Below are 25,013 nucleotides of genomic sequence, written 5' to 3' on the forward strand. Positions count from 1 at the left end.
GCGCTCGCAACTCCTGGCTTTCGAGCGAACGACCCCTAGTCCTCGGGGAGTTCGACCGGCGCGATCTCGTCGAAGACGTCGCCGGGGCCCGGGTTGGTCGGATCGGTGGTGCCGCCGAGCTGGTGCATGACGCCCCAGACCGCGTTCAGCGCGGTCTGGACGGCGCCCTCGGCCCAGCCGGCGGTCCAGGAGATGTCGTCGCCGGCGAGGAAGATGCCCCGCTTGTCCTCGGGCAGCGCGTCCTGCATGAAATGCGTGAACAGGCGGCGCTGATAGCGGTAGTGGCCGGGCAGGTTGGCCTTGAACGCGCCCATGAAGTAGGGCTCGTTCTCCCAGGAGACGGTCACCGGGTTGCCGATGATGTGCTTCCTGATGTCGACCTTCGGGTAGATCTCGCCGAGCGACTTCAGCATGACCTCCATCCGCTCGCTCGCGGACAGCGGCAGCCACTTCAGGCTGTCGTCGCACCACGTGTACGAGAGGCAGATGACGGCGGGCTTGTCCGGGCCGTCGTCCAGCAGGTAGGTGCCGCGGGTCATCCGGTCGGTGAGCGTCATCGACATGACGTCCCGGCCCGTCGGGTTTCCCCTGTCGTCGACGGCCTTGTCCAGCCAGAACGGCCGGTCCACCGGAACGAACAGCTTGCTGGACTCCATGTAGTGGGTGCGCTCGATGGCGGTCCAGTGGTCGATCGGGAAGAGCGAGTCGTCGCAGGCGATCTTGGAGAGCAGCATCCAGGACTGGGCCGTGAAGATCGCGGCCTGGTAGGTACGGATGTCGCCGTTCGCGTCGGTGACGGTGATGCCGTTGCCCGCGGTGCGGTGCAGCCGGGTCACGGCCGGGCGCGGGGCGCCGTCGTGCAGCGACGACAGCGAGGTGCCGTACGCCCAGTGGACGATCTTCTCCGGCTCGCGCTCCCACAGCCGCAGCGGGAGCTGCTGGGAACCGCCGACGATGCCGCGGTGGTGGTCGTCGGCCTCGGTGTAGACGACGCGCAGGATCTCCAGGATGGAGTTCGGGAAGTCGGTGTCCCAGCCGCCGGTGCCGAAGCCGACCTGGCCGAAAATCTCCCGGTGCCGGAAGGACTTGAAGGACTCCGAGTCGCAGAGGAACCCGTAGAAGGTCTGGTTGTCGAGCTTCTCGACCAGCTTCGCCCAGATCTCCCGGATACGGGGCACGTCGCGCTCCCGCATGGCCTGGTTCATGTCGGAGAAGTCGGCGCCCTCCTCCAGGCAGGCGTTCCAGGCGTTCATCACGTCGCGGTAGACCTGCGGCAGGTCGTCGACGGAGGTCGCGTAGTGGGACTCGCCCTTGAGGTCGACCACCGTGGAGGGCGTGGACTCCGCGAGCGGGTTCGGGAACGGGCGGGTCTGGAGACCCACGAGGTCGATGTAGTGCTGGAGGGCCGTGGAGGACGGCGGGAAGCGCATCGCGCCCATCTCGGCGGTCAGCGAGGGGTCGCAGCCCTCGAAGCCGACGGTGCGCAGCCGGCCGCCGATCTGGTCGGCCTCGTAGACGACGGGCTTGAGGCCCATCTTCATCAGCTCGTACGCGGCCACGATGCCGGAGAGTCCGCCGCCGATGACGGCGACCTCGGTGCCGTGCTCGGTCGCGGGTATCTGGCCGAGGCCCGCCGGGTGGGCGAGGAAGTCGTCGTAGGCGTAGGGGAAGTCCGGGCCGAACATGGTGATCGGCGGCTGCTGCACGTCGGCGTGCTGGACGGCGTTGGGCACGGTGGACGTCATGGGGTGCGGACTCCTTGCGCGAAAGCTGGTGAGGGGAGGGCTGGTTCGACCGGGGCCGGGCCGGGGGCGGCCGGCGCGGGGTCAGACGAGGGACCCGTAGAGGCCGGGGCGGCGGTCCTTCAGATACGGGTTCGTCTCGCGTGAGGCCGCGAGGAGGCGGGGGTCGGCGTCGGCCAGGACCAGTTCCTCGCCACGGCCGGCCCGGGCCCGGGCGACTCCGTCGGGGCCGGCCAGCGTGGAGAGCCCGACGAACTCGAACTCCCCTTCCGGGCCGGTGCGGTTGACGTACGCGACGTACATCTGGTTCTCGAAGGCCCGCACCGGGACGACGGACTCGGCGACGAACTGGAAGGGGTGCATCTGCGCGGTCGGGACGAGCAGCAGGTCGGTGCCGGCGAGGGCGTGCGCGCGGACGTTCTCCGGGAACTCGACGTCGTAGCAGATCATGAGGCCGACCCGCAGGCCGTTCAGCTCCGCCTGGACCACGGGCTGGTCACCGGGGGTGAAGTGGTCGCGCTCGAAGCAGCCGAAGAGGTGGGTCTTGCGGTAGTTCGCGAGCCGGGCGCCGTCGGCGGAGACGAGCTGCACGGAGTTGTACACGTGCGCGCTGTCGCCGCCGGTGCCGCGCTCGGGGTAGCCGTAGGCGACGGCCACGCCGTGCCGGGCCGCGATCTCGGCGACCGCGTCGGCGGCGTCTCCGTCGGCGGGCTCGGCGAGCCGGCCGATGTCGTCGCCGATGGCGTAGCCGGTGAGGAACATCTCCGCGGTGACGAGCAGCCCGGCGCCCGCCGCGGCGGCCCGGCCGGCGGCGTCGTCGAGCACCTTGAGGTTCTCGGCGACCGAGCCGGGACGGCCGGAGCTTTGGAGCAGGGCTGTGCGCATGCGTGTTCTCCACCGGTACGGAGGGGGTTTGGGGGGCCTGTTAGACGGTACGGTCGGCTCCCTCGACGGGACAAGAAGGACCCGTTGCGCGCCACTGGACGAATCGTTGCGTGGGGTGCGCCTCCGGCGGAGATTCGTTGCGCGCCCGGTGCGGGGGCTTGACCCGGCGGGGTGCCCTCCCCGGCCGGGGAGACGCGGGTCACAGGCGCGCCCGGCCCGAGGTGACGGTGTCCCCTTCACCCCGGGCCGGAGTGAAGGGGACACGCCGACCCTCCCGGGCGTCGAAGGGGCACGGCGCCGACGGCCGCAGCCTGGTCGACGGTCACAGACGGCCCCGGATGGGGCTCGCCGACAGGGGCAGGCCCCCGCGGTCACCGGGGCCGACGCGGGCCGGGGACGGGCCGGGGAGGGGTGAGGCCGGGGTGGGGCGAGTCCGGGGCGGGGCGAGCCCGGGGTGGGGACGGGCCGCCGCCCACTCCCCCCGTGGCCGTCCCTCACTCCCCCCGCGGCACCCCGAAGACCGTGAGGACCGCCGCGTGGTCTGAGGGCCAGTCGTTGGTCCGCACGTCGGGCCACGGAGCCGGGGTGCCGGTGACCACCGTGCGGGAGTCGAGGGGGGTCAGGCCTCGGTGCAGGACGAAGTCGATGCGGTCCTGGGGCTCGGGGCGCCCGCTGCCGTCCTCGTGCTCGGCGTGCACCGGCGACCAGGTGTGTCCGGGGTGTGCGACGGGGTCGGGGTGGACCTCGCGGTAGGAGTCGCGCAGGCCGGCCGCCTCCGCGGCTTTCGTCACCGGCCAGGCGACATCGGGCCAGTCCAGGTGCGAGGGGGTGTTGAAGTCCCCGACGAGGACGACCGGCGTGGCCGGGTCGGCGGAGTCGGCGATCATCCGCAGGATCGCCCGCATCTGGGCGAGCCGCCCGCTCTCGTGCGCGACCAGTTCGGCCGCCGGGAGCCCGTCGAAGCGCGCCTCGTAGGGCCCGTACGGCGTGTAGTCGAGGTGGGCGCTCCACACGTCCACGCGCCGGCCGCCGTCCAGCTCGACGCGGACGCCGGTGCCGCCGTAGAAGCCGACGTCCGGGTCACCGAGCCGGGCGGTGATCGGGTAGCGGCTGATCACGCCGAGGTTGTCGCCCGCCCGGTGGTGGTACCAGCCGAGCGCGTCGGCGAGTTCGCGCGCCGCGTCCCCGTACGTCTCCTGGAGGCCGACCACGTCCGCGCCGGTCTCGGCGATGACCTTGAGCTGCTTCTCGCGGTGGTCGTCGACCTTCGTGCCGCCGTACCAGAGGTTCCAGGTCAGCACGCGCAGCTCGGCCGGGGCGACCATCGCCCGCAGCCGCTCCGGGGTCACCTCCTCCAGGCTGCCGAGCACGGTGCGCCCGGCCGCGGGCCCGATCGGCGCGAGCGAGGGCACGGCGAGCACGGCGCAGCCGGCGGACTCGGCGGAGGTGACGCCGGTCTGGGTGTCCTCGACGGCGACGCAGCCGGCGGGCTCGACGCCGAGGGCGCGGCAGGCGGCGAGGTAGGGGTCGGGGGCGGGCTTGGTGCGCTCGGTGTCGTCGGCGGTGACGGAGACGGCGAAGCGCTCGGCGCCGAGGGCCGCGAGGACGGTGTCGGCGACCGCGCGCGGGGAGGCGGTGACCAGGGCGGTGGGGACGCCTTCGCGGGCGAGGGCGTCGAGCAGTTCGGTCGCTCCGGGGCGGGGCACGATGCCGGTCCTGACCCGGTCCGCGAACTCGCGGTGCAGTTCGGCGGCGATCGTCGCGGCCGGGGACGCGGTGATCCCGGCCAGCCAGGAGGCGGTGTACTCCACGGGCTGTCCCAGCACCTCGGGCTGGTCGGCGCCCGTGAGCACGTGTCCGAGCGCGTCGGCCACCTGTTCCACCGCCTCCCACCACAGTCGCTCGGTGTCCACGAGCGTGCCGTCCATGTCGAACAGGACGGCCTGGAGCGGGGGTCGGGCGGCGGTGCGGTGGCTCACGGTGGTCTCTTTCGTCGGTGGGGGATGTGTGGGGGCGTAGAAGGGTGCGCGCGGGTGGGGCGTTCGGTGACGGGGTGGGCGGGGAGGGCGTCCACGGCCGCGCGGCGGGGCGGAGGGCCGCCGCCGCGCCGCGGCCCTCCGCCCGCTCACGGGCGCCGGGGGCTCGACGCCCCGGCGGCACCGCCGCGGGCACGTGGCGCCGGTCGCGAGACGCCCCGGCCGTCGCCCCGGTCACGGGAGGCTCGGCCCTCGCCCCGGTCACGGGAGACGCCCCGGCCGTCGCCCGGTCACGGGAGGCTCGGCCCTCGTCCCGGTCATGGGAGACGCCCCGGCCGTCGTCGTCCTCCGCCGGGGCCCGCGCCGTCACGGAACCGCCTTCAGGGTCAGGAAACGGCGTCCACCCCTCAGCCCGTGCGCTCGGCGACGAGGACGGGACGGTCCGGCAGGGTGACCGTGACGGGCGCGCCCGTGGCGAGGGACGCGGCCTCGTGCGTGGGCAGGTCGGCCTTGACCTCGGTGCCGTCGGCGAGGCGGACGGTGACCCGGGTGGCCGCGCCGAGGAACGCGGTGGCCACGAGCCGCGCGGTGCCCGCCTCGTCGGCGCTGACCCGCACGGCCTCGGGCCGGACCAGCACATCCACCTCCCGTACGGCGGGCGCCTGGCCGTCCACCGGCAGCCGGCGGCCCAGCACCTCGACCGACTCGCCGTCGAGGGTCCCGGGGATCCGGCTCATCGTGCCCACGAACTCGGCGACGAACGCGGTGGCGGGACGCCCGTACAACTCGCCCGGCGCCGCGCACTGTTCGAGCTGTCCTGCGCGCATCACGGCGACCCGGTCCGCCATGGACAGCGCCTCTTCCTGATCGTGCGTCACGAACAGTGTGGTGATGCCGAGTTCCTGCTGAAGCCGGCGGATCTCCTCGCGCAGCGACAGGCGCACCTTCGCGTCCAGCGCCGACAGCGGCTCGTCGAGCAGCAGGACGCGGGGCCGCAGGGCGAGCGCGCGGGCCAGCGCCACCCGCTGCTGCTGACCGCCGGAGAGCTGGTGCGGATACCGCTCCCCCTTGTCCGCGAGACCGACCAGATCGAGCAACTCGGCGGCGCGGGAGCGCCGTTCGGCCGACCGCACCTTGCGCATCCGCAGCCCGAAGGCGACGTTGTCGACGGCGCTCAGATGCGGGAAGAGGCTGTACGACTGGAAGACCATCCCGGCGTCCCGGCGGTGCGCCGGAATCCGGGTGACGTCCTCGCCGTCGACCAGCACCTCGCCGGAGTCGGGGTGTTCGAACCCGGCGAGCATGCGCAGCGCGGTGGTCTTGCCGCAGCCGGAGGGGCCGAGCAAGGCGAGGAGTTCACCGGGCCGGACGGTGAGGTCGAGACCGTCGAGAGCGACGGTCGGGCCGAACTCCCGCCTCAGTCCCCGGAATTCGACGGTGGCGGCCTTTTCGAGCGTGGCGAGGGTCATGGTCATCCCCGGGAGGCGGAAGCGGTACGGGAGCGGCCGCCGAAGGTGGCGAGCGCGAGGAGCAGGGCCCAGGTGACGAACAGGCTGAGCACGGAGACGGCGACGGACAACTGGGCCTGCGAGCCGCCGACGTTGTAGATCCACACGGCGAACGGCTGGTAGCCGAGCAGCCGGGCGACCGTGAACTCGCCGAGCACCAGGGCGAGGGTGAGGAAGGAGGCGTTGAGCAGCGCGCCGCGCAGGTTGGGCAGCACGGCCCGGACGAGCGCCTGCGGCCAGCTCGCGCCGCAGCTCCGGGCGGCCTCGACCAGGGTGCGGACGTCGACGGCGCGCAGTCCGGCGTCCAGTGCCCGGTAGACGAAGGGCAGCGCCATCACGACGTAGGCGAGGACGAGCACGACGGGGAAGTCCGGGTTCTGGATGGCCACGAAGGTCTGGAACAGCGGGGTGCGCGAGAGGTGGTCGGGCCCCCACTTGAGGACCGTGGCCATGCCGGCGACGAACGCGATCGGCGGGACGACCAGCGGCAGCGAGCACACCACCTCGACGACCGGCCGCAGCCGGGGCGCGCCGAGCCGCAGCGCGACGGTGGCCGGCACCATCAGCAGCAGCACCACGACGATGGTGGCGAGGGCGAGTTCCAGCGAGAGCAGCAGGCTGGAGACGAAGCCCTCGGCGGAGACGATCTGGGTGTAGGCGTCGAAGGTGACGCCCTGTCCGGGCACGTCGACCGTGAAGACCACGGAGGCGGCCATGGGCACCAGGAAGTACAGCCCGGCGAGGGCGAGGACCACCCAGCGCCACAGGTTCAGGCGAGCCATCGCGCACTCCGTCGTTGCAGGGGCAGGTACACGGCCATGACGAGGCCCGCGATGAGGACCATGTCGAGGCTGAGGGCGAGCGCCACGTTCTCCTGGCCGACCAGCACGTTGCCGGAGATGGCGTCGGCGATCTGGAGGGTGACCAGCGGGACGGCGCTGCCGACCATGGCGGCGGCGGTGGCGTACGCGGCGAAGGCGCTGCCGAACAGCAGCACGAGGCCGCCGAGCAGGGAGGGCGCGAGGACGGGCAGGGCCACGTGCCGCCAGTACTGGACGGAGGTCGCGCCGTTGTTCCGCGCCGCCTCGCGCCACTGCGAGCGCAGTCCGTCGAGGGCGGGGGTGATGGTGAGGACCATGAGGGGGATCAGGAAGTACAGGTAGACGATGACCAGGCCCCAGAAGCTGTAGAGGTTCCAGCCCTTGTCGGTGAGGCCGAGATGCCGGGTCAGGACGCCGGAGTTGCCGAGGGTGGCGACGAAGGCGAAGGCGAGCGGGACGCCGCCGAAGTTGGCGAGGACGCCGGAGGCGGTGAGCACGGCCTCGCGCAGCGCGCGGAAGCGGGAGGTCACCACGGCCTGGGCGAGCGGCAGTCCGAGGACGGTCGCGAGGGCGGCGGAGACCGCGGACAGCTTGACGCTGCCGACGAGGGCGGTCAGATAGGCGCCCTGGAAGGAGCCGGTCAGGTTGTCCGTGGTGTACGAACTGGCGCCGGTCGTCTGGTCCTTGACGGTGAAGGCGCCGTTCAGCATGGCGAGCGCGGGGACGCCGAAGGCGATCGCGACGAACACGAGCAGCGGGAGGACGGCGAGCCAGCCGGGGGCATGGCGGTGCCGCCGCTGCTTGTCGGCAGCGGCGGGCGCCACGTCGGCCGGGGCCTCGGTGAGAGCGGTGGTCATCCGGAGACGGCCTTGCCCCAGCCCTGGCCGAGCACGGTCTTGGCCTTGCCCTGCTGGTCCTCGGTCGGGAAGCTCGGCGTGCCGGAGACGGCGGGGAGCTTGGCGGCGGCCTCCTTGTCGAGGGTGCCGGCCTTGTCCATCGCGGGCATCAGGACCGGGCGGGCGTAGCCCTTGAGCCAGAGGTTCTGGCCCTCGGCGCTGTAGAGGTACTCCTGCCACAGGCGGGCGGCGGCCGGGTGCGGGGCGTCCTTGTTGACGGCCTGGGAGTAGAACTGGGCGTACTCGCCGTCGGAGGGGATGGCGACCTTCCAGTCCACGCCCTTGGACTTGAACTCGTCGGCGTAACCGGCGTTCAGGTAGTCCCAGTCGATGCTGATGGGCGTCTCGCCCTTCTCGACGGTGGCCGGGGTGGACTCGACGGGCGTGTAGTTGCCGTTCTTCTTCAGCTTGGCGAAGAAGTCGAGGCCGGGCTGGATGTCGTCGAAGGAACCGCCGTTGGCCAGAGCCGCCGCGTAGACGCCGCCGAACGCGGAGCCGGACTTGGTGGGGTTGCCGTTGAGGGCGACCTGCCCCTTGTATTGCGGCTTGAGGAGGTCCTTGAAGGTCGTCGGGCACTCCTTGACCTTCTTGGCGTCGCAGCCGATGGAGATGTAGCCGCCGTAGTCGTTGAACCAGCGGCCGGCGGCGTCCTTCTGCCCCTCGGGGATGTCACCGAAGGCGGCCACCTTGTAGGGGGCGAGCAGTCCCTGCTGTGCCGCGCTGAGGGCGAAGGAGCTGCCGAGGTCGAGGACGTCCGGGGCGCGGTCCTGGCCCTTGCGGGAGGTGACGGCGTTGATTTCGTCCTGGCTGGAGCCGTCCGGGCTCTCGACGTCTATCTTGATGCCGTACTTCTTGGTGAAGCCGTCGATCAGGGCGCCGTAGTTGGCCCAGTCGCGGGGCAGGGCGATCGCGTGCAGCGTGCCCTCCTTCTTGGCGGCCTTGACCAGGGCGTCGAGGCCGCCGAAGTCCGCGGCGGAGGTCGCGGTGGCCGCGCTCTTGCCGCCTGCGCTGTCGGACTTGTCGTCGGGAGCGGCGCCGCAGGCGCTCAGGGCGAGTGCTGCGGCGACGGCGAGGCCGCCGGTGAGGAGGGCGGTCCTCGGCAGGAACACGGTCACGGTCTCTCCAGGATGACGCACGAGGGTGGTGGGACGGGGAGAACTTGTCTGAACAAGTTGGCCCCAGTAGGCCCGGCGATGGTGTCCTGTTCGTAAACTTTGGCGAAACCGTGACCCTCGATTCCCTGCACAATCCCGGCCGACACGGACCACCTCGGGCGGTCGATTAGGCTGATCACGCTGTGCACAGTGGTTCGGTCAGAGGGGAAGCATGCCGGCGCGACACGAGGAGATCGCCGAGGAGCTGCGGCGGGCGATCGACCGCGAGGAGTACACCGTGGGCAGCCTGCTGCCGGCGGAGACCGATCTCGCGTCCCACTACGGCGTCTCGCGCGGCACGGTCCGCCAGGCCGTCGCGGCCCTGACCGCCGAGGGGCTGATCGGTTCCCGCCAGGGTGCCCGCCGTCTGGTCCTGACCGGCCGCCGCAGCCAGAGCTTCGCCGAACTGCGCAGCTTCGCCCAGTGGGCCCGGGCGATGGGCCGCGAGGCGACCGGGCACGTGGTGTCGCAGGAGTACCTCCCGGCGACCGCGGAGGACGCCGTCCGGCTTCAACTCCCGGAGAGGACACCGGTGTTGCACGTGCTGCGGGTCCGTGGCCTGGACGGCGAGCCGGTGCTGCTGGAGCGTACGGTGTACGCGGACTGGATCTCCGCCTCCGTGGCGGCCATCGAACCCGAGTGCCCGTCCGTCACCCAGCGCCTCTTCGAGGACACCGGTCTGGTCTTCGCCTACGGCGAGCACGTCATCGACGCGGTCGCCGCGGGCGCCCAGGACGCCGACCTGCTCGGCGTCCGCCGGACCAGCCCCCTGCTGCGGGTGCGCCGGGTCACCACCACCCGCGAGGGCCGCCCGGTCGAATGGTCCGACGACCGCTACCGCTCCGACGCGGTGAGCTTCAGCGTCCACAACTCGATAGACAACAACGCCCTGGCGAGAAAAACAGCCGAGTAGAACACCCGCCGCCCGCCGCTGTCCGGGCGCCGAGCGCGGAAGTGCCCCAAGGGGCGCGGGGAACCGCGCGACCAGCCGCCACGAACCCGCACCCGCGCACCGGCGGCCCCCGGGCACAAAGGCGTTGCCGGAGACGCCGGCTACGCGGGCGACCCCGAGGAAAACCTCCGCAGCAGCGGCGACAGCACCAGCACGGACTTCGTCCGTTCCACGAACGGCTCCCCCGCGATCCGCTCCAGCACCCGCTCGAAGTGCCGCATGTCCGAGGCGAAGACCTGCACGACCGCGTCCGCCTCCCCGGTCACGGTGGAGGCGGCCACGACTTCCTGGTACCGCTCAAGACCGCGCTGGATCGTCTCCGGCGAGGTGTTGCGGCGGCAGTAGATCTCGACGAACCCCTCGGTCTCCCAGCCGAGCGCCGCCGGGTCCACCCGGACGGTGAACCCGGTGATGGCGCCGGTGGCCCGCAGCCGGTCGACGCGCCGCTTCACGGCGGGCGCGGACAGACCGACCTGTTGCCCGATGTCGGCGTAGGAGCGGCGGGCGTCCTCGGCGAGGGCGTGCACGATGCGTTCGTCGAGATCGTTCAGCACTGCGGGTGGTTCACTTTTCTGCGAGTTCCTGCGGAGTTTCTTGTCCGGCTCGCGGCGGCTCGCCGGGGTTCCTTCGCCGGCTCGCGGGGGCCGGCCGGGTCCTTGTCCGGCTCGCGGGGCTCGCCGGGGTTCTACGGTTGGTCGGTGGCGGGTGCCGCGGTCGCCATCCGGGACCGGCGATAGCCGTAACTGAAGTAGAACACGAGCCCGACGGCCATCCAGACACCGAAGACCACCCAGGTGACGGCGGAGAGGCTGGCCATCATCCACAGGCACAGCAGGAAGCCGATCGCGGGCAGCACCGGGGCGAGCGGCACCCGGAAAGTGCGCCGCATGCCCGGGCGCGTCCGGCGCAGCACCACGACGGCGATGTTGACGAGCGCGAAGGCGAAGAGGGTGCCGATGCTGGTGGCGTCGGCGAGCTGGCCGAGCGGGATCGCGGCGGCGAGGACACCGCAGAACAGCGAGACGATCACCGTGTTGGCGCGGGGCGTGCCGGTCTTCGGGTGGACCCGGGCGAAGACCTTGGGGACGAGACCGTCGCGGGACATGGCGAACAGGATGCGGGTCTGGCCGTAGAGCACGGTGAGCACGACGCTGGCGATGGCGACGACGGCACAGGCGGCCAGCAGCGTGCCCCAGAAGGTCTGCCCGGTGACGTCCTTCATGATCTCGGCGAGCGCGGCCTCGGAGTCGTTGAAACGGCGCCAGGGCTTCGCCCCGACGGCGACGGCCGCGACGAGGACGTACAGGGCGGTCACGATGACCAGCGAGAGCATGATCGCGCGCGGCAGGTCGCGCTGGGCGTCCTTGGCCTCCTCGCCGGCCGTGGAGGCGGCGTCGAAGCCGATGTAGGAGAAGAACAGCGTGGCGCCGGCGGCGCTGACACCCGCCATGCCCAGCGGCATGAAGTGCTCGTAGTTGCCCGAGCGGAAGCCCTGGACGCCGATCGCGCAGAACATCACCAGCGCGGCGATCTTCACGGTCACCATGACGGTGTTGGCGCGCGCCGACTCCTTGGCCCCGCCGAGCAGGAACGCCATGGCGAGCAGGACGACGATGAGGGCGGGCAGGTTGAAGATCCCGCCGTCGCCGGGCGGCGCGGACAGCGCGTCCGGGATGGTGACGCCGATCGTGCCGTCGAGCAGTTCGTTCAGGTACTCGCCCCAGCCGACGGCGACGGCGGCGACCGAGACGCCGTACTCCAGGACCAGACACCAGCCGCAGATCCAGGCGATCAGCTCGCCCATCGTCGCGTACGCGTACGAGTACGAGGACCCGGCGACCGGGATGGTGCCCGCCAGTTCGGCGTAGGAGAGGGCGGAGAAGAGCGCGGTCAGGCCGGCGATCACGAAGGAGAGGGTGACCGCGGGGCCGGCCTTGGGGACGGCCTCGCCGAGGACGACGAAGATGCCGGTGCCGAGGGTGGCGCCGATGCTGATCATCGTGAGCTGCCACAGGCCGAGGGAGCGGCGCAGGGTGCCTCCCTCGCCCTGTCCGCCCTCGGCGACCAGGCGTTCCACCGGCTTGCGGCGCGTCAGCCGCGCGCCGAGCCCCGGGGACGGTGGGGCGGAGGTGGTTCGGGACTGCGGGGGTGCGCCGTGGTCGAGCACGCGGGTGGCTCCTTCATCGCTGCCGGTCGAAAAGGGCGGGGACCGGCGGCACCCCTGACAGGAGGGACCCGCCGAGCGGGGTTCCCGCCACGCCTGTGTACAGCGCTTGACCCTATGAGTCCGGCTTCGCGGGCGTAATGCAGCAACCTTGCGCGTACTCGCATGATCGTTGCGTTCATCGCGGTGCGGCGGGCGTTCGTTGCGCCGAGCCTTTCGATGGTTGCGCAAACCGTCTTTTCGCAGGTGAAAGGGGTTCGCGTCGCGCTGAACCGACGGCCCGTCAATTCCCCGAGCCAGTCCCCCGGGTACGCGGACGGCCCCCGTCCTCCGCAGGGAGAACAGGGGCCGGCGACCGGTACGGGTCGGTTCCGAATCCGGTACGGGGGTCAGCTCCAGCTGGCGTGCAGCGGCTTGCCCTCCGCGTATCCGGCGGCGCTCTGGATGCCGACGATCGCGTTCTCGGCGAACTCCTCGAGCGAGTTGGCGCCCGCGTAGGTGCAGGAGGAGCGGACGCCCGCGACGATCGAGTCGATCAGGTCCTCGACGCCCGGACGGGACGGGTCGAGGAACATGCGCGAGGTGGAGATGCCCTCCTCGAACAGCGCCTTGCGGGCCCGGTCGTACGCCGACTCCTCGCTGGTGCGGTTCTTGACGGCGCGCGCCGACGCCATGCCGAACGACTCCTTGTACAGGCGCCCGTTGGCGTCCTGCTGGAGGTCGCCCGGGGACTCGTAGGTCCCGGCGAACCAGGAGCCGATCATGACGTTGGAGGCACCGGCGGCGAGCGCCATGGCGACGTCGCGCGGGTGACGGACACCGCCGTCGGCCCACACGTGCTTGCCGTACTTCCTGGCCTCGGCGGCGCACTCCAGGACGGCGGAGAACTGCGGCCGGCCGACGCCGGTCATCATGCGGGTGGTGCACATGGCGCCGGGGCCGACGCCGACCTTGATGATGTCGGCGCCCGCCTCGACGAGGTCCTTGACGCCCTCGGCGGCGACGATGTTGCCCGCGACGATCGGCACCTGCGGGTCGAGCGCGCGCACGGTGCGCACGGCGCTGATCATCGACTCCTGGTGGCCGTGCGCGGTGTCGATGACGAGCGTGTCGACGCCCGCGTCGAGCAGCTGCTTGGCCTTGCCCGCCACGTCGCCGTTGATGCCCACGGCGGCGGCGATGCGCAGCTTGCCGTCGGCGTCGGTGGCCGGCGTGTACAGCGTGGCGCGCAGGGCGCCCTTGCGGGTGAGGATGCCGGCGAGCCGGCCGTCGGTGTCCACGGCGGGGGCGTAGCGCCGGTTGGCGGCGTCGAGCCGGTTGAAGGCCTCGCGGGGCTCGATGTCCGCGTCGAGGAGCAGCAGGTCCTTGGACATGACCTCGGAGAGCTGCGTGAAGCGGTCCACCCCGGTGAGGTCGGCGTCGGTGACGACACCGACCGGGCGGCCCTCCTCGTCCACGACGACGCCCGCGTTGTGGGCGCGCTTGGGCAGCAGCGCCAGCGCGTCGGCGACGGTCTGGTGGGGGGCGAGAATGATCGGGGTGTCGAGCACCAGGTGGCGGCCCTTGACCCAGGAGACGACCTCGGTGATGACCTCGATCGGGATGTCCTGCGGGATGACGACGAGGCCACCGCGGCGGGCGACGGTCTCCGCCATGCGCCGGCCGGCGATCGCCGTCATGTTGGCGACGACGAGCGGGATGGTGGTGCCCGTGCCGTCCGGAGAGCTGAGGTCCACGCCCTGACGCGAGCCGACCGCGGAGCGGCTCGGCACCATGAACACGTCGTCGTACGTCAGGTCGTACGGGGGCTGGATGTCGTTGAGGAAACGCACGTGCTGCACATCCCAGTCGATCAGAGGTGGCCCCCGGACAGGTCAGCCAGGGGGAAGAGCACGTACTTCATTGTCCCATGACGGCCGGTATGCGTTGCCCGGACGGATCATCCAGGCAGGTCAGGGGGCAATTGGTCGGATCCTCCAAGGACGAGGACGACCGAGAGCGTGGCGTCGAACTGCTGGTAGTGGCCGGAGGAGGATTCCAGGATCTCCTGGGCCGTCTCCCACTCCTCGGGCCGGGCCCGCGCGTACGGACGCCAGCCGGTCACCACGAGGAGCCTGCCCGGGCTGGCCGGTCCCCAGTCCGGGTCGCCGAGCACGTCGGCGAGCGCGTCCCAGTTCCGGCCGAACCACTCGGGCAGGTCGAGGGCGCGGACACAGCGGGCCATGAAGCCGGCCTTGTCCAGGACGCCGGTGAGGTCCAGCTCGCTGACCTGCCACCCGGCCGAGCGGCACAGCTCCGCGAGCGGCCCAGGGGTCATCTCAGTACCGCCTTGAACGAGTCGTAGTGATCATCGGTGTAGTAGATCTCCCCGCTCCGCCCGGTGACGATGCGCCGGGCGCCGCGGTCGCCTTCGCCGGGCGTGCGCACGGTGTACTCGTGGTAGTACCCCCGGGGCCGCTGCGGCAGCTCCCGCTCGAAGTTGCCGAAGACGCTGCCGTCCTTGGCGTACGGGTAGGGGCCGCCCCGGTCGATGAGGGCGAGGGTCGCGCGGGCCTCGGCGGGCAGGTCGGCGGCGCGGACGGACCGCATGCCGTCCGCCCAGGACGGGAGGGCGGCGGAGCGGCTCGCGGCGGGGGTCACCCGGCCCTCGGGCGCGGCGGTGTCCGTCGAGGAGCAGCCCGCGAGCAGCGCCCCGAGGCAGGCCACCAGACAGACCAGCAGGGCGGCCGTCACAAGGCCCGGGAACGTGCGAGGGGACGGCCGCGGCAGCATGAGTCGATGCTGCCACGGCCGTCCCCTCATGGCACGTGTGGGAGCGGGCTCAGGGGCCGTCCGGGTCCGCCCGGTTCAGCGCCGGCCGGGGGGCCGTGCCCGCCGTCATCAGATAGTCGGCGGCCGAGGTGTCCGTCACCAGGCTGGTGACCAGTCCGGAGCGGAGCACCGCGTCGATGGCGGCCGCCTTGCGCTGGCCGCCCGCGATCGCCACCACCTCGGGGATACGCCGCAGCCGGTCGGCCTCGACCGTGATGCACCGCTCGCCCAGATCGCGTCCGACCCGCCGGCCCTCGGCGTCGAAGAGGTGGGCGGACATCTCGGCGGCGACACCGAGGGACGCGTAGTGGGCGCGCTCCTCGTCGCTGAGCATGTCGTGCACCGTGGAGATGCCGGGCTCCCAGGAGCCGATGGAGACGCAGGCGACCGTGACCTTGTCGAAGTACTCGAAGGCGCGGGCGATCCCCGTCTGGTTGCGCAGCGCCGCCGCGGTGGCCTCGTCGGGCAGCAGCATCGGCGCGTAGATGGGGTGGGCGTCGCCGCCCGACACCTGCGCGGCGCGCCGTACGGCCTCGACGGAGCCGCGTTCGGCGGTTCCGGCGTCGTAGACACCGGTGAGCTGCACGACGGTGCACGGCGGGAGCCGGTCCAGGGCCGCCGCCATGTGGATGGTGGAGCGGCCCCAGGCGAGGCCGAGCACATCGCCCTCGTTGACCAGCTCGCCGAGCAGGTCGGCGGCCACCTCGCCGAGGTTCTCCGGGTCGGGCGACTCCTCGGCGTCCGCCGGGGACTCGACGACCACGGCGTGCCGCAGGCCGTAGCGGGCGCGCAGCGCGTCCGAGCGCTCCGCGTCCAGCTCGGCGGGGACGCGGATCTCGATCCTCACGAGATCCCGTTCGAGAGCGGTCTCCAGGACCCGGGCCACCTTGAAGCGGCTGACGCCGAACTCCTCGGCGATCTGGATCTTGGACTTGCCCTCGAGGTAGAAGCGGCGGGCCATGGCCGCCGCCTGCACCAGCTCGGCGGGTCCCATCCGCATGGCTGACCGGCCCGCCGACATACCCGACACGGCGATCTCCTCACTGCTGTTCACACTCTGGATTCGCCGTTCATCCTCGCAGATCCGGCGGACTTGATCCGCCCCGATGGGCGGCGTTCACGTTCCCTTGGTTCAGTGGTCGCACGCCCAGGAGGCGCGCGCCGTCGCGTCCTCGGCCTGGGTGCGCAGTGCACGGACCGCCTGGGCGGGGTCCGCGGCCCCGTAGACGGCCGATCCGGCGACGAAGACATCGGCTCCGGCGTCGGCGCAGCGCTCGATGGTGGCGGCCGAGACGCCGCCGTCGACCTGGAGCCACAGCTCGAGACCGTGCTTTTTGATCAACTCGCGGGTGCGGCGGATCTTCGGGAGCATGATGTCGAGAAAGGCCTGGCCCCCGAATCCGGGCTCGACGGTCATGATCAGCAGCATGTCGAGTTCGGGCAGCAGATCCTCGTACGGCTCGATGGGCGTCGCCGGCTTGAGCGCCATCGAGGCGCGGGCCCCCTTGGCCCGGATCTCGCGGGCGAGCCGGACCGGCGCCGCGGCCGCCTCCACGTGGAAGGTGACCGAGCCGGCCCCCGCTTCCACGTACTGGGGCGCCCACCGATCGGCGTCCTCGATCATCAGATGGCAGTCCAGCGGAGTCTTTGTCGCGCGCGCCAGGGACTCCACGACCGGCACCCCGAGGGTGAGGTTCGGTACGAAATGGTTGTCCATGACGTCGACATGGAGCCAGTCGGCGCCCTTCACCGCCGCCGCCTCGTCGGCGAGTCGGGCGAAGTCGGCGGACAGGATGCTGGGGTTGATCTGCGCGGCCATGCCCCAAGCCTGCCATGTTCCGGGCCGGTTGCTCTCCTCGGTCCGGACCTCGGTCTCCTCGCCGCTGTGCGACGGGCCCCGCGCGTGCCATTCTGGGCGTCTCGGCGGCACTGCGTCCGGCCTCGGGGGTGGGCATGAAGCGGCTCGGCGCCTGGAAGCGGGCGGGCATCGCGGTGGTGTGCGGGCGCCGGTCCAAGTGGCTGGTGCTGGTCCTGTGGCTGCTGGTGCTCGTCTTCGTGGCCCCGCTCGGCATGAAGCTCAGCGACGCCCAGGACAACGACGCCCAGTCCTGGCTGCCCGGCTCGGCGGAGTCGACCCAAGTCCTCGACATCTCGGGCGAGTTCCGTCCCGAACAGATCCCGGCCGTCGTCGTCTACGCCCGTGAGGGCGGACTGACCGCGCGCGACCGGAGGCAGATCGCCGAGGACGTCCGGCAGCTCAGGACGCTGCGGGACCACGGCATCCGCGGGGCGGAGACCCGGGGGCCCGTCTTCGACCGGCCGGCCGCTCCGCGGGCCGCGCAGATCTACGTGCCGATCACCATGGACGCGGCCGGCTGGCAGCGGATCGCGCCCGCCGTCGACTCGGTCCGCGATGTGACGGGCCGGGGCGGCGACGGCCTCGCCGTGCACATCACCGGGCCGGGCGGCACCTCCGCGGACTCCGCCAAGGCCTTCGAGGGCATCGACTCGACCCTGCTCTACGCGGCGATGGCCGTGGTCATCGTGATGCTGCTGATCACCTTCCGCAGCCCGACCCTGCTGTTCGTGCCGCTGCTCGGGGTCATCGTCGCCCTGTTCACCGCCCAGGCGCTGATCTATCTGCTGGCGACCCGTGCCGGGCTGACCGTCAACGGGCAGAGCGCGGGCATCCTCACGGTGCTGGTGTTCGGCGCGGGCACCGACTACGCCCTGCTGCTGGTCGCCCGCTACCGGGAGGAACTGCGCCGGCACGAGGACCGCCACGAGGCGATGGCGCTCGCCCTGAACCGGGCGGGCCCGGCGGTCCTCGCCTCGGGGGCGACGGTGGTCCTGAGCATGCTGGTGCTGCTGGTCGCCGAGATGAACTCGACCCGCGGGCTCGGTCCGGTCGCGGCGATCGGCGTGGCCGTGGCCCTGCTGGCGATGCTCACCCTCTTCCCCGCCCTGCTGCTGGTGTCCGGGCGCTGGATCTTCTGGCCCGCCGTGCCGCACGTCGGCTCGTCGGACCCGACGCGCGGCGGCTTCTGGGCACGCGTCGGGTCCCGTATCGCCCGGCGGCCCCGGACGACCTGGATCGGTACGGCGCTGGTCCTGGCGGCGCTGTCGGTCGGGCTCGTGCAGCTCCGGGCGGCGGGCATCCCCGGCGCGGACCAGTTCACCGGGAAACCGGACTCGGTCGTCGGCCAGCAGGTCTCCGAGCGCTACTTCCCCGCGGGCGCCGGTGATCCGCTGGTGGTGGTGTCCGACGCGGCGGCGGGCGACCGGGTCCGCCGTACCGTGGCGGCGGACCCGGGGGTGGTGCCCGCGAGCATCGGGGTGCCGCCGGGCACGGCGCCGGAGCACGACGGCCGGGTGCTGTTCGAGGCGACGCTGCGCGATCCGTCCGACAGCGACGCGGCCAAGGAGACGGTCGACCGGGTACGGGGCGCCGTGCACGCGCTGCCGGACGCCGACGCGAAGGTGGGCGGCGGCACCGCGGCCCTGCTGGACATGGAGGACGCGCAGACACACGACAACTACCTGGTCATTCCGCTCGTCCTGGTCGTGGTCCTGCTGGTGCTGAGTGTGCTGCTGCGGGCCCTGGTCGCGCCGCTGCTGCTGATCGGGACCGTGGTGCTCTCGCTGGCCGCCGCCCTCGGTGTGAGCGCGCTGGCCTTCCGGCACGTCTTCGACTACGCGGGCGAGGACGTGTCCTTCCCGCTGTTCGTCTTCGTGTTCCTGGTGGCGCTCGGGATCGACTACAACATCTTCCTGACCACCCGGGTCCGCGAGGAGGCGGCCCGGCAGGGCACCCGGCCGGGGGTGGTCACGGGCCTCGCCACCACCGGGGCGGTGATCACCTCGGCGGGCCTGGTCCTCGCGGGCACGTTCGCCGCGCTGGGCACCCTGCCGGTGGTGGGGTTCGCCGAGATCGGCTTCGCGGTCGCCTTCGGCGTGCTGCTCGACACCTTCGTGGTGCGCTCGGTGCTGGTGACCTCGCTCTTCCTCGACGTGGGCGCGAGGGTGTGGTGGCCGAGCCGGCTGGCGCGCGAGGACGGCCGGCAGGAGGACGGCGGGCGCAAGGACGGCGGATCACCGCCCCCGCCCGATCCGCTCCCGCCTGATCCGGGCCCGCCCGATCCCGGCCCGCCGAAGCCCGGGGAGGCACCGCCACGGGCCGCTCCCCAGGGCTGAGGCCAAGGAACCTCGCCGGCCCGGTCGGCCGGTCGGTTGGTCAGCCGGTCAGCCCGTGCGGCGGATGAGCGCCAGATACATCGCGTCCGTGCCGTGCAGATGCGGCCACAGCTGGACGTCGGGCCCGTCGCCGAGGGCCGGGACGCCGGGCAGCAACGGGCGGGCGTCGAGGAGTTCGGCGGAGCCGCCCTCGTAGTGCTTGAGGACGTCGTCGACGACCGCGCGGGTCTCGGCGAGGTGCGGCGAGCAGGTCGCGTAGCCGACGACTCCGCCGACCCGCACCGAGTCGAGGGCGGTGCGCAGCAGCCCGCGCTGGAGCGGGGCGAAGCCGTCGAGGTCCTCGGGCCGGCGCCGCCAGCGGGCCTCGGGGCGCCGGCGCAGGGCGCCCAGGCCCGTGCAGGGCACGTCCATCAGGACCCGGTCGAAGGTGCCGGGGCGCCACGGCGGGCGGGTGCCGTCGGCGGCGATGACCTGGTAGGGGCCGGGGTTCCCGGCGAGCGCCTTGGCGACCAGTCCGGCCCGGTGGGGCTGCTTCTCGGAGGCGAGCAGCGTGGCCCCGCGCCGGGCGGCGAGACCCGCGAGCATCGCCGCCTTGCCGCCGGGGCCCGCGCAGCCGTCCAGCCAGACCCGGTCGGGCCCTTCCAGCGGCGCGTTGGCGAGCGCGACGGCGACGAGCTGGCTGCCCTCGTCCTGGACGCCCGCGCGCCCTTCCCGCACGGCGTCGATCGCGCCGGGCTCGCCGCCCTCGGAGAGCCGCACGGCGTACGGCGACCAGCGGCCCGGCAGCGCCGAGTCCTCCTCCAGCGAGCCGAGGAGTTCGTCGGCGGTGGAGCGTCCGGGCCGGGCGACGAGCGTCACCTCGGGGCGTTCGTTGTCGGCCTCCAGCAGGTCCTCGATGCCGGCCCGGCCGCCGCCCAGGGAGTCCCACAGCGCGGAGACGACCCAGCGGGGGTGCGAGTGCACGACGGCGAGGTGGTCCTCGGGGTCCTCGTCGTAGGGCGGCGCGACCTGCTCCAGCCAGGCGTCGAGGTCCTGCCGCGCGACCTTGCGCAGCACGGCGTTGACGAACTTGGCGCGCCCGTCGCCGAGCACCACCCGGGCCAGCTCCACCGAGGCGGAGACGGCGGCGTGGGTGGGGATGCGGGTGCCGAGGAGCTGGTGGACCCCGAGGCTGAGCACGTCGAGGACCGGCGGGTCGACCTCGCGCAGCGGCCGGTCGACGCAGGCCGCGATGACGGCGTCGTACGTCCCCTGGCGGCGCAGCGTGCCGTAGACCAGCTCCGTGGCGAGCGCGGCGTCCCGGCCGTCGAAGTCGCCCTTCTCCCGTGCCTTGCGCAGCAGCGGCGGCAGGACGAGGTTGGCGTACGCGTCCCGCTCGTCCACGGCCCGCAGCGCCTCGAAGGCGAGCATGCGGACCGGGTCCTTCTGGGGGCGGCGGTAGGGCTTGCCGGGCTTGTTCGGCCGACGGGACTGCTCACTCACGAAAAAGGTGCTCCGGATCCGGGAAAAGGTGCGTTCATCAGCCTACGCCGCGGGGCGCGGGCCGGCCGTGGGGCGAGGTCAGACCCCGAGCCGCTCCCCGGAGGGGATGCGCACCCCGCGGGCCCAGTCGGCCGCGCGCATCGGCTTCTTGCCCTGCGCCTGCACCCAGAGCAGCTCGACGGCGTACGAGCCGGTGCCCACGTACACGTTGTTCTTGGCGACGGACAGCTCGCCGGGGGCGAGGTCGGTGCGGTCGGGCACGGTGGCGACCTGGATGAGCTTGAGCCGCTCGTCCCGGAAGGCGGTCCAGGCGCCGGGGGCGGGCGTGCAGCCGCGCACCACGCGGTCGACCCGCAGGGCGGGCGCGGCCCAGTCGACCTGGGCGTCCTCGACGGTGATCTTCGGGGCGGTGCTGACCCCGTCGGCGGGCTGCGGTACGGCCTTGAGGGTGCCGTCCTCGATGCCGTCCATGGTGGCGGCGAGCAGGCCCGAACCGGCGAACGCGAGCCGCGTCAGCAGGTCGCCGCTGGTGTCGGTGGGCCGGATCTCCTCGGTGACCGTCCCGTAGACGGGGCCCGAGTCGAGGCCCTCCTCGATCAGGAAGGTGGAGGCGCCGGTGATCTCGTCGCCGGCCATGATCGCGTGCTGCACGGGGGCGGCGCCGCGCCAGGCGGGCAGCAGCGAGAAGTGCAGGTTGACCCAGCCGTGCACGGGCACGTCGAGGGCCACGCGGGGCAGCAGCGCGCCGTAGGCGACGACGGGGCAGCAGTCGGGGCCGATCTCCCGGAGCCGGGCCAGGAACTCCTCGTCGCGGGGCTTCGCCGGCTTGAGCACCTCGATCCCGGCCTCCTCCGCGCGCGCGGCGACCGGACTCGCGACGAGCCGTCGCCCGCGTCCGGCGGGCGCGTCCGGCCGGGTCACGACGGCGGCCACCTCGTGCCGCCCGGAGGCGATCAGGGCGTCCAGGGCGGGAACGGCGACCTCGGGGGTGCCTGCGAAGACGAGCTTCATGGGTGGCGGTTGGCCTCTCGGGCGGGAGCTGTTCCGGGCCCGCGCGCGAGCCCGGAAGGGCACGGCGCGGGGCAGCGCACCAGTCTATGCCGCCCGTGGCGGGCGGGCTCGGGGGTTCTCCCGGGCCGGGTCCGGGGGCCTGGGCAGCCGATCTCGCGGACGCGGGGCCCCGGGGGCGCGCCGACGGCATCACAGGGGGCGTACGTCCCCCGGTGCGCCCCGTGCGTATGTCCTCACGCCCCCGCAGCGTGACCACTCACCCGTCCACGCGTTGGTCAAGGAAGAGTTGACCACAGCGGGCCGCGATCGCGGCCCGATCCTATTCAACGCCGGTTCGAGAGGCTTGTTCATGGCCGACCACGCAACCCACGACGCCCAGGCTCGGGCCAGCCTGCACTTGCTGGTGCGGGACATCGAGCGGGTCCGCCGGCAGGTGGACGCACTGCGCACGCTCACCGCCCAGCTGGGCAACGTCTACCGCCCGCGCCGCTCCGGCCCCTCCACGGGCTTCGTCGTCTACGGGCGTGCCCCCGCGCCGACCGTCCGCCTCGCCCAGGAGCTGCGGGACAGTGTCGAGACCCTGGTCACCGCCGCCGTGGACTTCGACCGCTCACTCGGCTTCTCGTGGGACGCGGTGGGATCGGCCCTCGGCGTCACCAAGCAGGCGGTGCACCGGCGTTACGGCGCCCGCCGCGCCGCCGCCCAGGCCGCCGCCGAGGCGGAGCGCGCCACCGAGGCGGCGAGCACCCGTACGGTCTCCGTCGGCGCGGGGCTCCCGGCGGTGCCCACGGTCCCCGCCGCCCGCTCGATGCCGACCCAGCCGACGGCCGGCAGCTCGTTCCGCGACGAGGTCAGGCCCACTGCCTTCCCGGGCCCGCGCAACGGCTGACCACTCCCCCGCACGGACACAGGAACTGCCTCCCGGCCAGGGCCCCGGGAGGCAGTCGCATGTCCGCCCCGCCTCGCCCCGGGATGGGGGCCTTCGTACCGGCGCACGTGCCCGTCCAGGTCCGGCGTCACCCGATGTCGGGCGGATCGATCCTGATCCGTACGGGCTCCTGGCCGCCACGGGCCATGCGGGCGGCCTGGGCCGTCTTCAGGGCCGTCGCCAGGGCGGCGCCGCTGCCCGGCGGTACGCGGACCAGGACCCGCTCCACCGGCTCCCCGGCGGGCGGCCCACCGGGCCCGCGTCCGCGCGCGGCCTCCGCGGCCGGTACCGGAACGGGCCCCAACACCTCGGCGTCGGGCGGCAGTTCGGCGCCGGCGAGAAATCCGGCGAGCGCCTCCGGGGTGCCGGTCACGGACGCCATCCGGGAGACCGGCGGGAAGCCCAGCTCGGCCCGCTCGGCGAGTTCGCGCACCGCGTGCCCGACGGGGTCCCAGCGCACGAGCGCCTGGACGGGCCGCAGGGTCGGTTCGGCCACCACCACGACCGTGCCGCCCTCGCCCTGCGGGCGCACGAGGGCCGCCGCGCCGATCCACCGGCGCAGCGCGTCCTCTCCGGCGCGCAGGTCGGGGCGGCCGAGCATGGCCCAGCCGTCGAGCAGCAGGGCCGCCGCGTACCCGCCCTCGGCGACCGGTTCGGCGCCCGGGGTGCTCACCACCAGGGCGGGGGTCCCGGACACCGTGTCGAGCACCTGCTCGCGCCCGGAGGTGCGCACCGGCACGGCCGGGAACGCGCGCCCCAGTTCCTCGGCGGTCCGGCGCGCGCCGACGATCTGGGCGCGCAGCCGGAAGCCGCCGCACTCCTGGCAGTGCCAGGCGGTCTCGTCGCGCCCGCACCAGGCGCAGCGCAGTGCCCGCGCGTCCTGCGCCTCCAGCGGGCCCGCGCAGTGCCGGCAGCGGGCGGGCGCCCGGCACTGGGCGCACGCCATCCGGGGCACATAGCCACGCCGGGGCACCTGGACCAGTACGGGCCCCCGCCGCAACCCCTCCCGTACGACCTGCCAGGCCAGTGTGGGCAGCCGCGCGGCGCGGGCCGCCTCGTCGCGCGCGAGATCGCCGTCCCCGACGGTCCGCACCAGCGGCGCGGCGGCGCGCACCTGCTCGCGGTCGGCGGCCAGCGGCAGGGCCCAGCCGCTCTCGACCAACTGCGCCGCCTCCACCGTGCAGGTCCAACCGCCCAGCAGGAAGCCGCACTTGTCCCGTGCGGCGCGCAGTTCCAGCACCTCGCGGACGTGCGGGAAGGGGGCGTTGTCGTCGCTGTGTCCGGCGTCGCCGTCGTCCCACACGACGACGAGTCCGAGGTCGCGGACCGGCGCGAACATGGCGGCTCGGGTGCCGACGACGGCCCGTACGGCACCGCGCCGTACGGCGAGCCACTCCCGGTAGCGCCGCTCGGGTCCGGCGTCGGCGGTCAGCACCGCGTGCCGGCCCTCTCCCAGCAGGGCCCGCAGCGCCGCGTCGACCCGGGCGGTGGGACGGCCAGCCGGCACGACGACGAGGGCGCCGCGCCCGGAGGCGAGGGTCGCCTGTACGGCGCGGGCGATCTCCTCGGCCCACTCCGGTCCGGGCAGCGCGGTCCATACGGCGCGCGGGGCACCGCCGGAGGCGAGCGAGGCGAGGAAGTCCGCTCCCCGCCCGTACCGCCGCCAGGTGCCGGGCTCGGGAGCGGCGGGCGGCGGCGGGGGCGGCGGCGACTCCCGCGCCTCGGCCCGCGCGTGCCGGGGCGGCACCGCCAGTTGCAGCACGTCGGCGAGCGATCCCGCGTACCGGTCGGCGACGGCGCGGGCGAGTCCCAGCAGTTCGGGTCCGAGGACGGGCTCGGGCGAGACGACCTGGGCGAGGGCGGCGAGCGGACCGGAGTAGTCGGACTCGGCGACCCGCTCGATCAGGTACCCGTCGATCAGTCCGCCGCCCTCGCGGCGACCGTCCCGCACGGTGCGCCCTCCGGCGCCGAACCGGACCCGCACCCGCACGCCCGGCTGGGCGGCGGCGTCGAGGTCCTCGGGCACGGCGTAGTCGAAGTAGCGGTCGAGGTGCAGCACCCCTTTGTCGACCAGGACCCGCGCGACGGGCAGTTCCTTGGCGACCGCGGCCCCGCGCCAGGTCCGCGGCTTGGCCTTCGGCGCCTTCGGCTCCTTCGATCGGCGGACCGTCTCCCGGATCAGCGCAAGCTGCTCGGGCGGCGCGCCGTCCGCGCCGCCCGTCTCGTCCGCGCCGGCCCCCGGCCGCCCGTTCGCGCTGCTCACAGCAGTATTCCTACCAGACCCCACCGACACCGCCCCGGCCCCCAGACCGGCCCGGCCACGGCCCGCGACGCGCCATCGCACCAGGAATCCACCACACGCCACCGCACACGGGCCTGGGACATGCCTGGACATGCGCGGAGCGGACCCGGCCGTCAATTCCCGCGCCCCCGCCGCCCTCCGCTTCCCTCGCCTCGGCGTCGCCCTCCGGGCAGCCGTGAGGCCCGGC

At 73.3% G+C, this 25,013-nt stretch carries 20 protein-coding genes; 3 read left to right on the top strand and 17 right to left on the bottom strand.

Annotation, left to right across the window (positions count from 1 at the left end; all coding sequences use genetic code 11):
- Positions 1 to 35 precede the first annotated feature (35 nt).
- The 7 genes from AB0912_RS18710 to AB0912_RS18740 form a co-directional block, all read right to left on the bottom strand.
- Positions 36 to 1,745: an NAD(P)/FAD-dependent oxidoreductase gene (locus AB0912_RS18710; protein WP_366700965.1), complete on the bottom strand. Its 1,710-nt coding sequence runs from the start codon at positions 1,743 to 1,745 to the stop codon at positions 36 to 38.
- A gap of 81 nt (positions 1,746 to 1,826) precedes the next feature.
- Positions 1,827 to 2,627, bottom strand: a complete 801-nt coding sequence (locus tag AB0912_RS18715) for a carbon-nitrogen hydrolase family protein (RefSeq protein ID WP_366700967.1) — start codon at positions 2,625 to 2,627, stop codon at positions 1,827 to 1,829.
- A 494-nt stretch (positions 2,628 to 3,121) separates the two neighbouring features.
- Complete coding sequence (locus AB0912_RS18720) at positions 3,122 to 4,606, bottom strand: HAD-IA family hydrolase (protein ID WP_366700969.1); 1,485 nt, start codon at positions 4,604 to 4,606, stop codon at positions 3,122 to 3,124.
- 404 nt (positions 4,607 to 5,010) lie between these two features.
- Positions 5,011 to 6,078 (bottom strand): ABC transporter ATP-binding protein, encoded by a 1,068-nt coding sequence (locus AB0912_RS18725; RefSeq protein WP_366700971.1) that lies wholly within the window; start codon positions 6,076 to 6,078, stop codon positions 5,011 to 5,013.
- Positions 6,075 to 6,893 (bottom strand): ABC transporter permease subunit, encoded by an 819-nt coding sequence (locus AB0912_RS18730; protein ID WP_366700973.1) that lies wholly within the window; start codon positions 6,891 to 6,893, stop codon positions 6,075 to 6,077. The genes AB0912_RS18725 and AB0912_RS18730 overlap by 4 nt, the downstream gene beginning before the upstream one ends.
- Positions 6,881 to 7,789, bottom strand: a complete 909-nt coding sequence (locus tag AB0912_RS18735; RefSeq protein ID WP_366700975.1) for an ABC transporter permease subunit — start codon at positions 7,787 to 7,789, stop codon at positions 6,881 to 6,883. Before AB0912_RS18735 ends, AB0912_RS18730 begins: the two co-directional genes overlap by 13 nt.
- Positions 7,786 to 8,943 carry an extracellular solute-binding protein gene (locus tag AB0912_RS18740; RefSeq protein WP_366700977.1) on the bottom strand — a complete coding sequence of 386 codons (1,158 nt, stop codon included), beginning with the start codon at positions 8,941 to 8,943 and terminating at the stop codon, positions 7,786 to 7,788. The genes AB0912_RS18735 and AB0912_RS18740 overlap by 4 nt, the downstream gene beginning before the upstream one ends.
- Before the next feature lie 211 nt (positions 8,944 to 9,154).
- Here AB0912_RS18740 and AB0912_RS18745 point away from each other — a divergent pair, with 211 nt between their 5' ends.
- Positions 9,155 to 9,895 carry a GntR family transcriptional regulator gene (locus tag AB0912_RS18745; protein WP_366700979.1) on the top strand — a complete coding sequence of 247 codons (741 nt, stop codon included), beginning with the start codon at positions 9,155 to 9,157 and terminating at the stop codon, positions 9,893 to 9,895.
- 140 nt (positions 9,896 to 10,035) lie between these two features.
- On the opposite strand, the gene AB0912_RS18750 is transcribed toward AB0912_RS18745, so the two are convergent.
- The 7 genes from AB0912_RS18750 to rpe form a co-directional block, all read right to left on the bottom strand.
- Complete coding sequence (locus AB0912_RS18750; RefSeq protein ID WP_366700981.1) at positions 10,036 to 10,488, bottom strand: Lrp/AsnC family transcriptional regulator; 453 nt, start codon at positions 10,486 to 10,488, stop codon at positions 10,036 to 10,038.
- Positions 10,489 to 10,619: 131 nt separating this feature from the next.
- A complete protein-coding gene (locus AB0912_RS18755; protein ID WP_366700983.1) occupies positions 10,620 to 12,101 on the bottom strand; it encodes an amino acid permease in 1,482 nt (493 codons plus the stop codon).
- A gap of 386 nt (positions 12,102 to 12,487) precedes the next feature.
- Positions 12,488 to 13,930 carry a GuaB1 family IMP dehydrogenase-related protein gene (locus AB0912_RS18760; protein ID WP_366701034.1) on the bottom strand — a complete coding sequence of 481 codons (1,443 nt, stop codon included), beginning with the start codon at positions 13,928 to 13,930 and terminating at the stop codon, positions 12,488 to 12,490.
- 107 nt (positions 13,931 to 14,037) lie between these two features.
- Positions 14,038 to 14,415 (bottom strand): barstar family protein, encoded by a 378-nt coding sequence (locus tag AB0912_RS18765; RefSeq protein WP_366700985.1) that lies wholly within the window; start codon positions 14,413 to 14,415, stop codon positions 14,038 to 14,040.
- Complete coding sequence (locus AB0912_RS18770) at positions 14,412 to 14,870, bottom strand: ribonuclease domain-containing protein (RefSeq protein WP_366700987.1); 459 nt, start codon at positions 14,868 to 14,870, stop codon at positions 14,412 to 14,414. The genes AB0912_RS18765 and AB0912_RS18770 overlap by 4 nt, the downstream gene beginning before the upstream one ends.
- Before the next feature lie 49 nt (positions 14,871 to 14,919).
- Positions 14,920 to 15,963 carry a sugar-binding domain-containing protein gene (locus AB0912_RS18775; RefSeq protein ID WP_366700989.1) on the bottom strand — a complete coding sequence of 348 codons (1,044 nt, stop codon included), beginning with the start codon at positions 15,961 to 15,963 and terminating at the stop codon, positions 14,920 to 14,922.
- A gap of 78 nt (positions 15,964 to 16,041) precedes the next feature.
- Complete coding sequence (gene rpe, locus AB0912_RS18780) at positions 16,042 to 16,728, bottom strand: ribulose-phosphate 3-epimerase (RefSeq protein WP_366700991.1); 687 nt, start codon at positions 16,726 to 16,728, stop codon at positions 16,042 to 16,044.
- 134 nt (positions 16,729 to 16,862) lie between these two features.
- Here rpe and AB0912_RS18785 point away from each other — a divergent pair, with 134 nt between their 5' ends.
- On the top strand, positions 16,863 to 19,103 hold the full coding sequence (locus AB0912_RS18785) for an MMPL family transporter (protein WP_366700993.1): 2,241 nt from the start codon (positions 16,863 to 16,865) through the stop codon (positions 19,101 to 19,103).
- 48 nt (positions 19,104 to 19,151) lie between these two features.
- Here the strand turns inward: AB0912_RS18785 and AB0912_RS18790 are convergent, their stop codons facing one another.
- Positions 19,152 to 20,585 (bottom strand): transcription antitermination factor NusB, encoded by a 1,434-nt coding sequence (locus AB0912_RS18790; protein WP_366700995.1) that lies wholly within the window; start codon positions 20,583 to 20,585, stop codon positions 19,152 to 19,154.
- A gap of 78 nt (positions 20,586 to 20,663) precedes the next feature.
- Entirely contained in the window at positions 20,664 to 21,596 is a 933-nt protein-coding gene (gene fmt / locus AB0912_RS18795; RefSeq protein WP_366700997.1) for a methionyl-tRNA formyltransferase, read from the bottom strand.
- Positions 21,597 to 21,945: 349 nt separating this feature from the next.
- Here fmt and AB0912_RS18800 point away from each other — a divergent pair, with 349 nt between their 5' ends.
- Positions 21,946 to 22,485, top strand: coding sequence for a hypothetical protein (locus AB0912_RS18800; RefSeq protein ID WP_366700999.1), 540 nt, complete (start codon positions 21,946 to 21,948; stop codon positions 22,483 to 22,485).
- Positions 22,486 to 22,612: 127 nt separating this feature from the next.
- On the opposite strand, the gene AB0912_RS18805 is transcribed toward AB0912_RS18800, so the two are convergent.
- Positions 22,613 to 24,787: a primosomal protein N' gene (locus AB0912_RS18805; RefSeq protein ID WP_366701001.1), complete on the bottom strand. Its 2,175-nt coding sequence runs from the start codon at positions 24,785 to 24,787 to the stop codon at positions 22,613 to 22,615.
- Positions 24,788 to 25,013: the final 226 nt, after the last annotated feature.

The organism is Streptomyces sp. NPDC007084, from assembly GCF_040703595.1.
Lineage (GTDB): Bacteria > Actinomycetota > Actinomycetes > Streptomycetales > Streptomycetaceae > Streptomyces.

Bases quoted from the DNA above. Each gene is read 5' to 3' on its own strand.
- AB0912_RS18710 (WP_366700965.1), bottom strand. From the start codon at position 1,745: ATGACGTCCACCGTGCCCAACGCCGTCCAGCACGCCGACGTGCAGCAG.
- AB0912_RS18715 (WP_366700967.1), bottom strand. From the start codon at position 2,627: ATGCGCACAGCCCTGCTCCAAAGCTCCGGCCGTCCCGGCTCGGTCGCC.
- AB0912_RS18725 (WP_366700971.1), bottom strand. From the start codon at position 6,078: ATGACCATGACCCTCGCCACGCTCGAAAAGGCCGCCACCGTCGAATTC.
- AB0912_RS18730 (WP_366700973.1), bottom strand. From the start codon at position 6,893: ATGGCTCGCCTGAACCTGTGGCGCTGGGTGGTCCTCGCCCTCGCCGGG.
- AB0912_RS18735 (WP_366700975.1), bottom strand. From the start codon at position 7,789: ATGACCACCGCTCTCACCGAGGCCCCGGCCGACGTGGCGCCCGCCGCT.
- AB0912_RS18745 (WP_366700979.1), top strand. From the start codon at position 9,155: ATGCCGGCGCGACACGAGGAGATCGCCGAGGAGCTGCGGCGGGCGATC.
- AB0912_RS18765 (WP_366700985.1), bottom strand. From the start codon at position 14,415: ATGACCCCTGGGCCGCTCGCGGAGCTGTGCCGCTCGGCCGGGTGGCAG.
- AB0912_RS18770 (WP_366700987.1), bottom strand. From the start codon at position 14,870: ATGCTGCCGCGGCCGTCCCCTCGCACGTTCCCGGGCCTTGTGACGGCC.
- rpe (WP_366700991.1), bottom strand. From the start codon at position 16,728: ATGGCCGCGCAGATCAACCCCAGCATCCTGTCCGCCGACTTCGCCCGA.
- AB0912_RS18785 (WP_366700993.1), top strand. From the start codon at position 16,863: ATGAAGCGGCTCGGCGCCTGGAAGCGGGCGGGCATCGCGGTGGTGTGC.
- fmt (WP_366700997.1), bottom strand. From the start codon at position 21,596: ATGAAGCTCGTCTTCGCAGGCACCCCCGAGGTCGCCGTTCCCGCCCTG.
- AB0912_RS18800 (WP_366700999.1), top strand. From the start codon at position 21,946: ATGGCCGACCACGCAACCCACGACGCCCAGGCTCGGGCCAGCCTGCAC.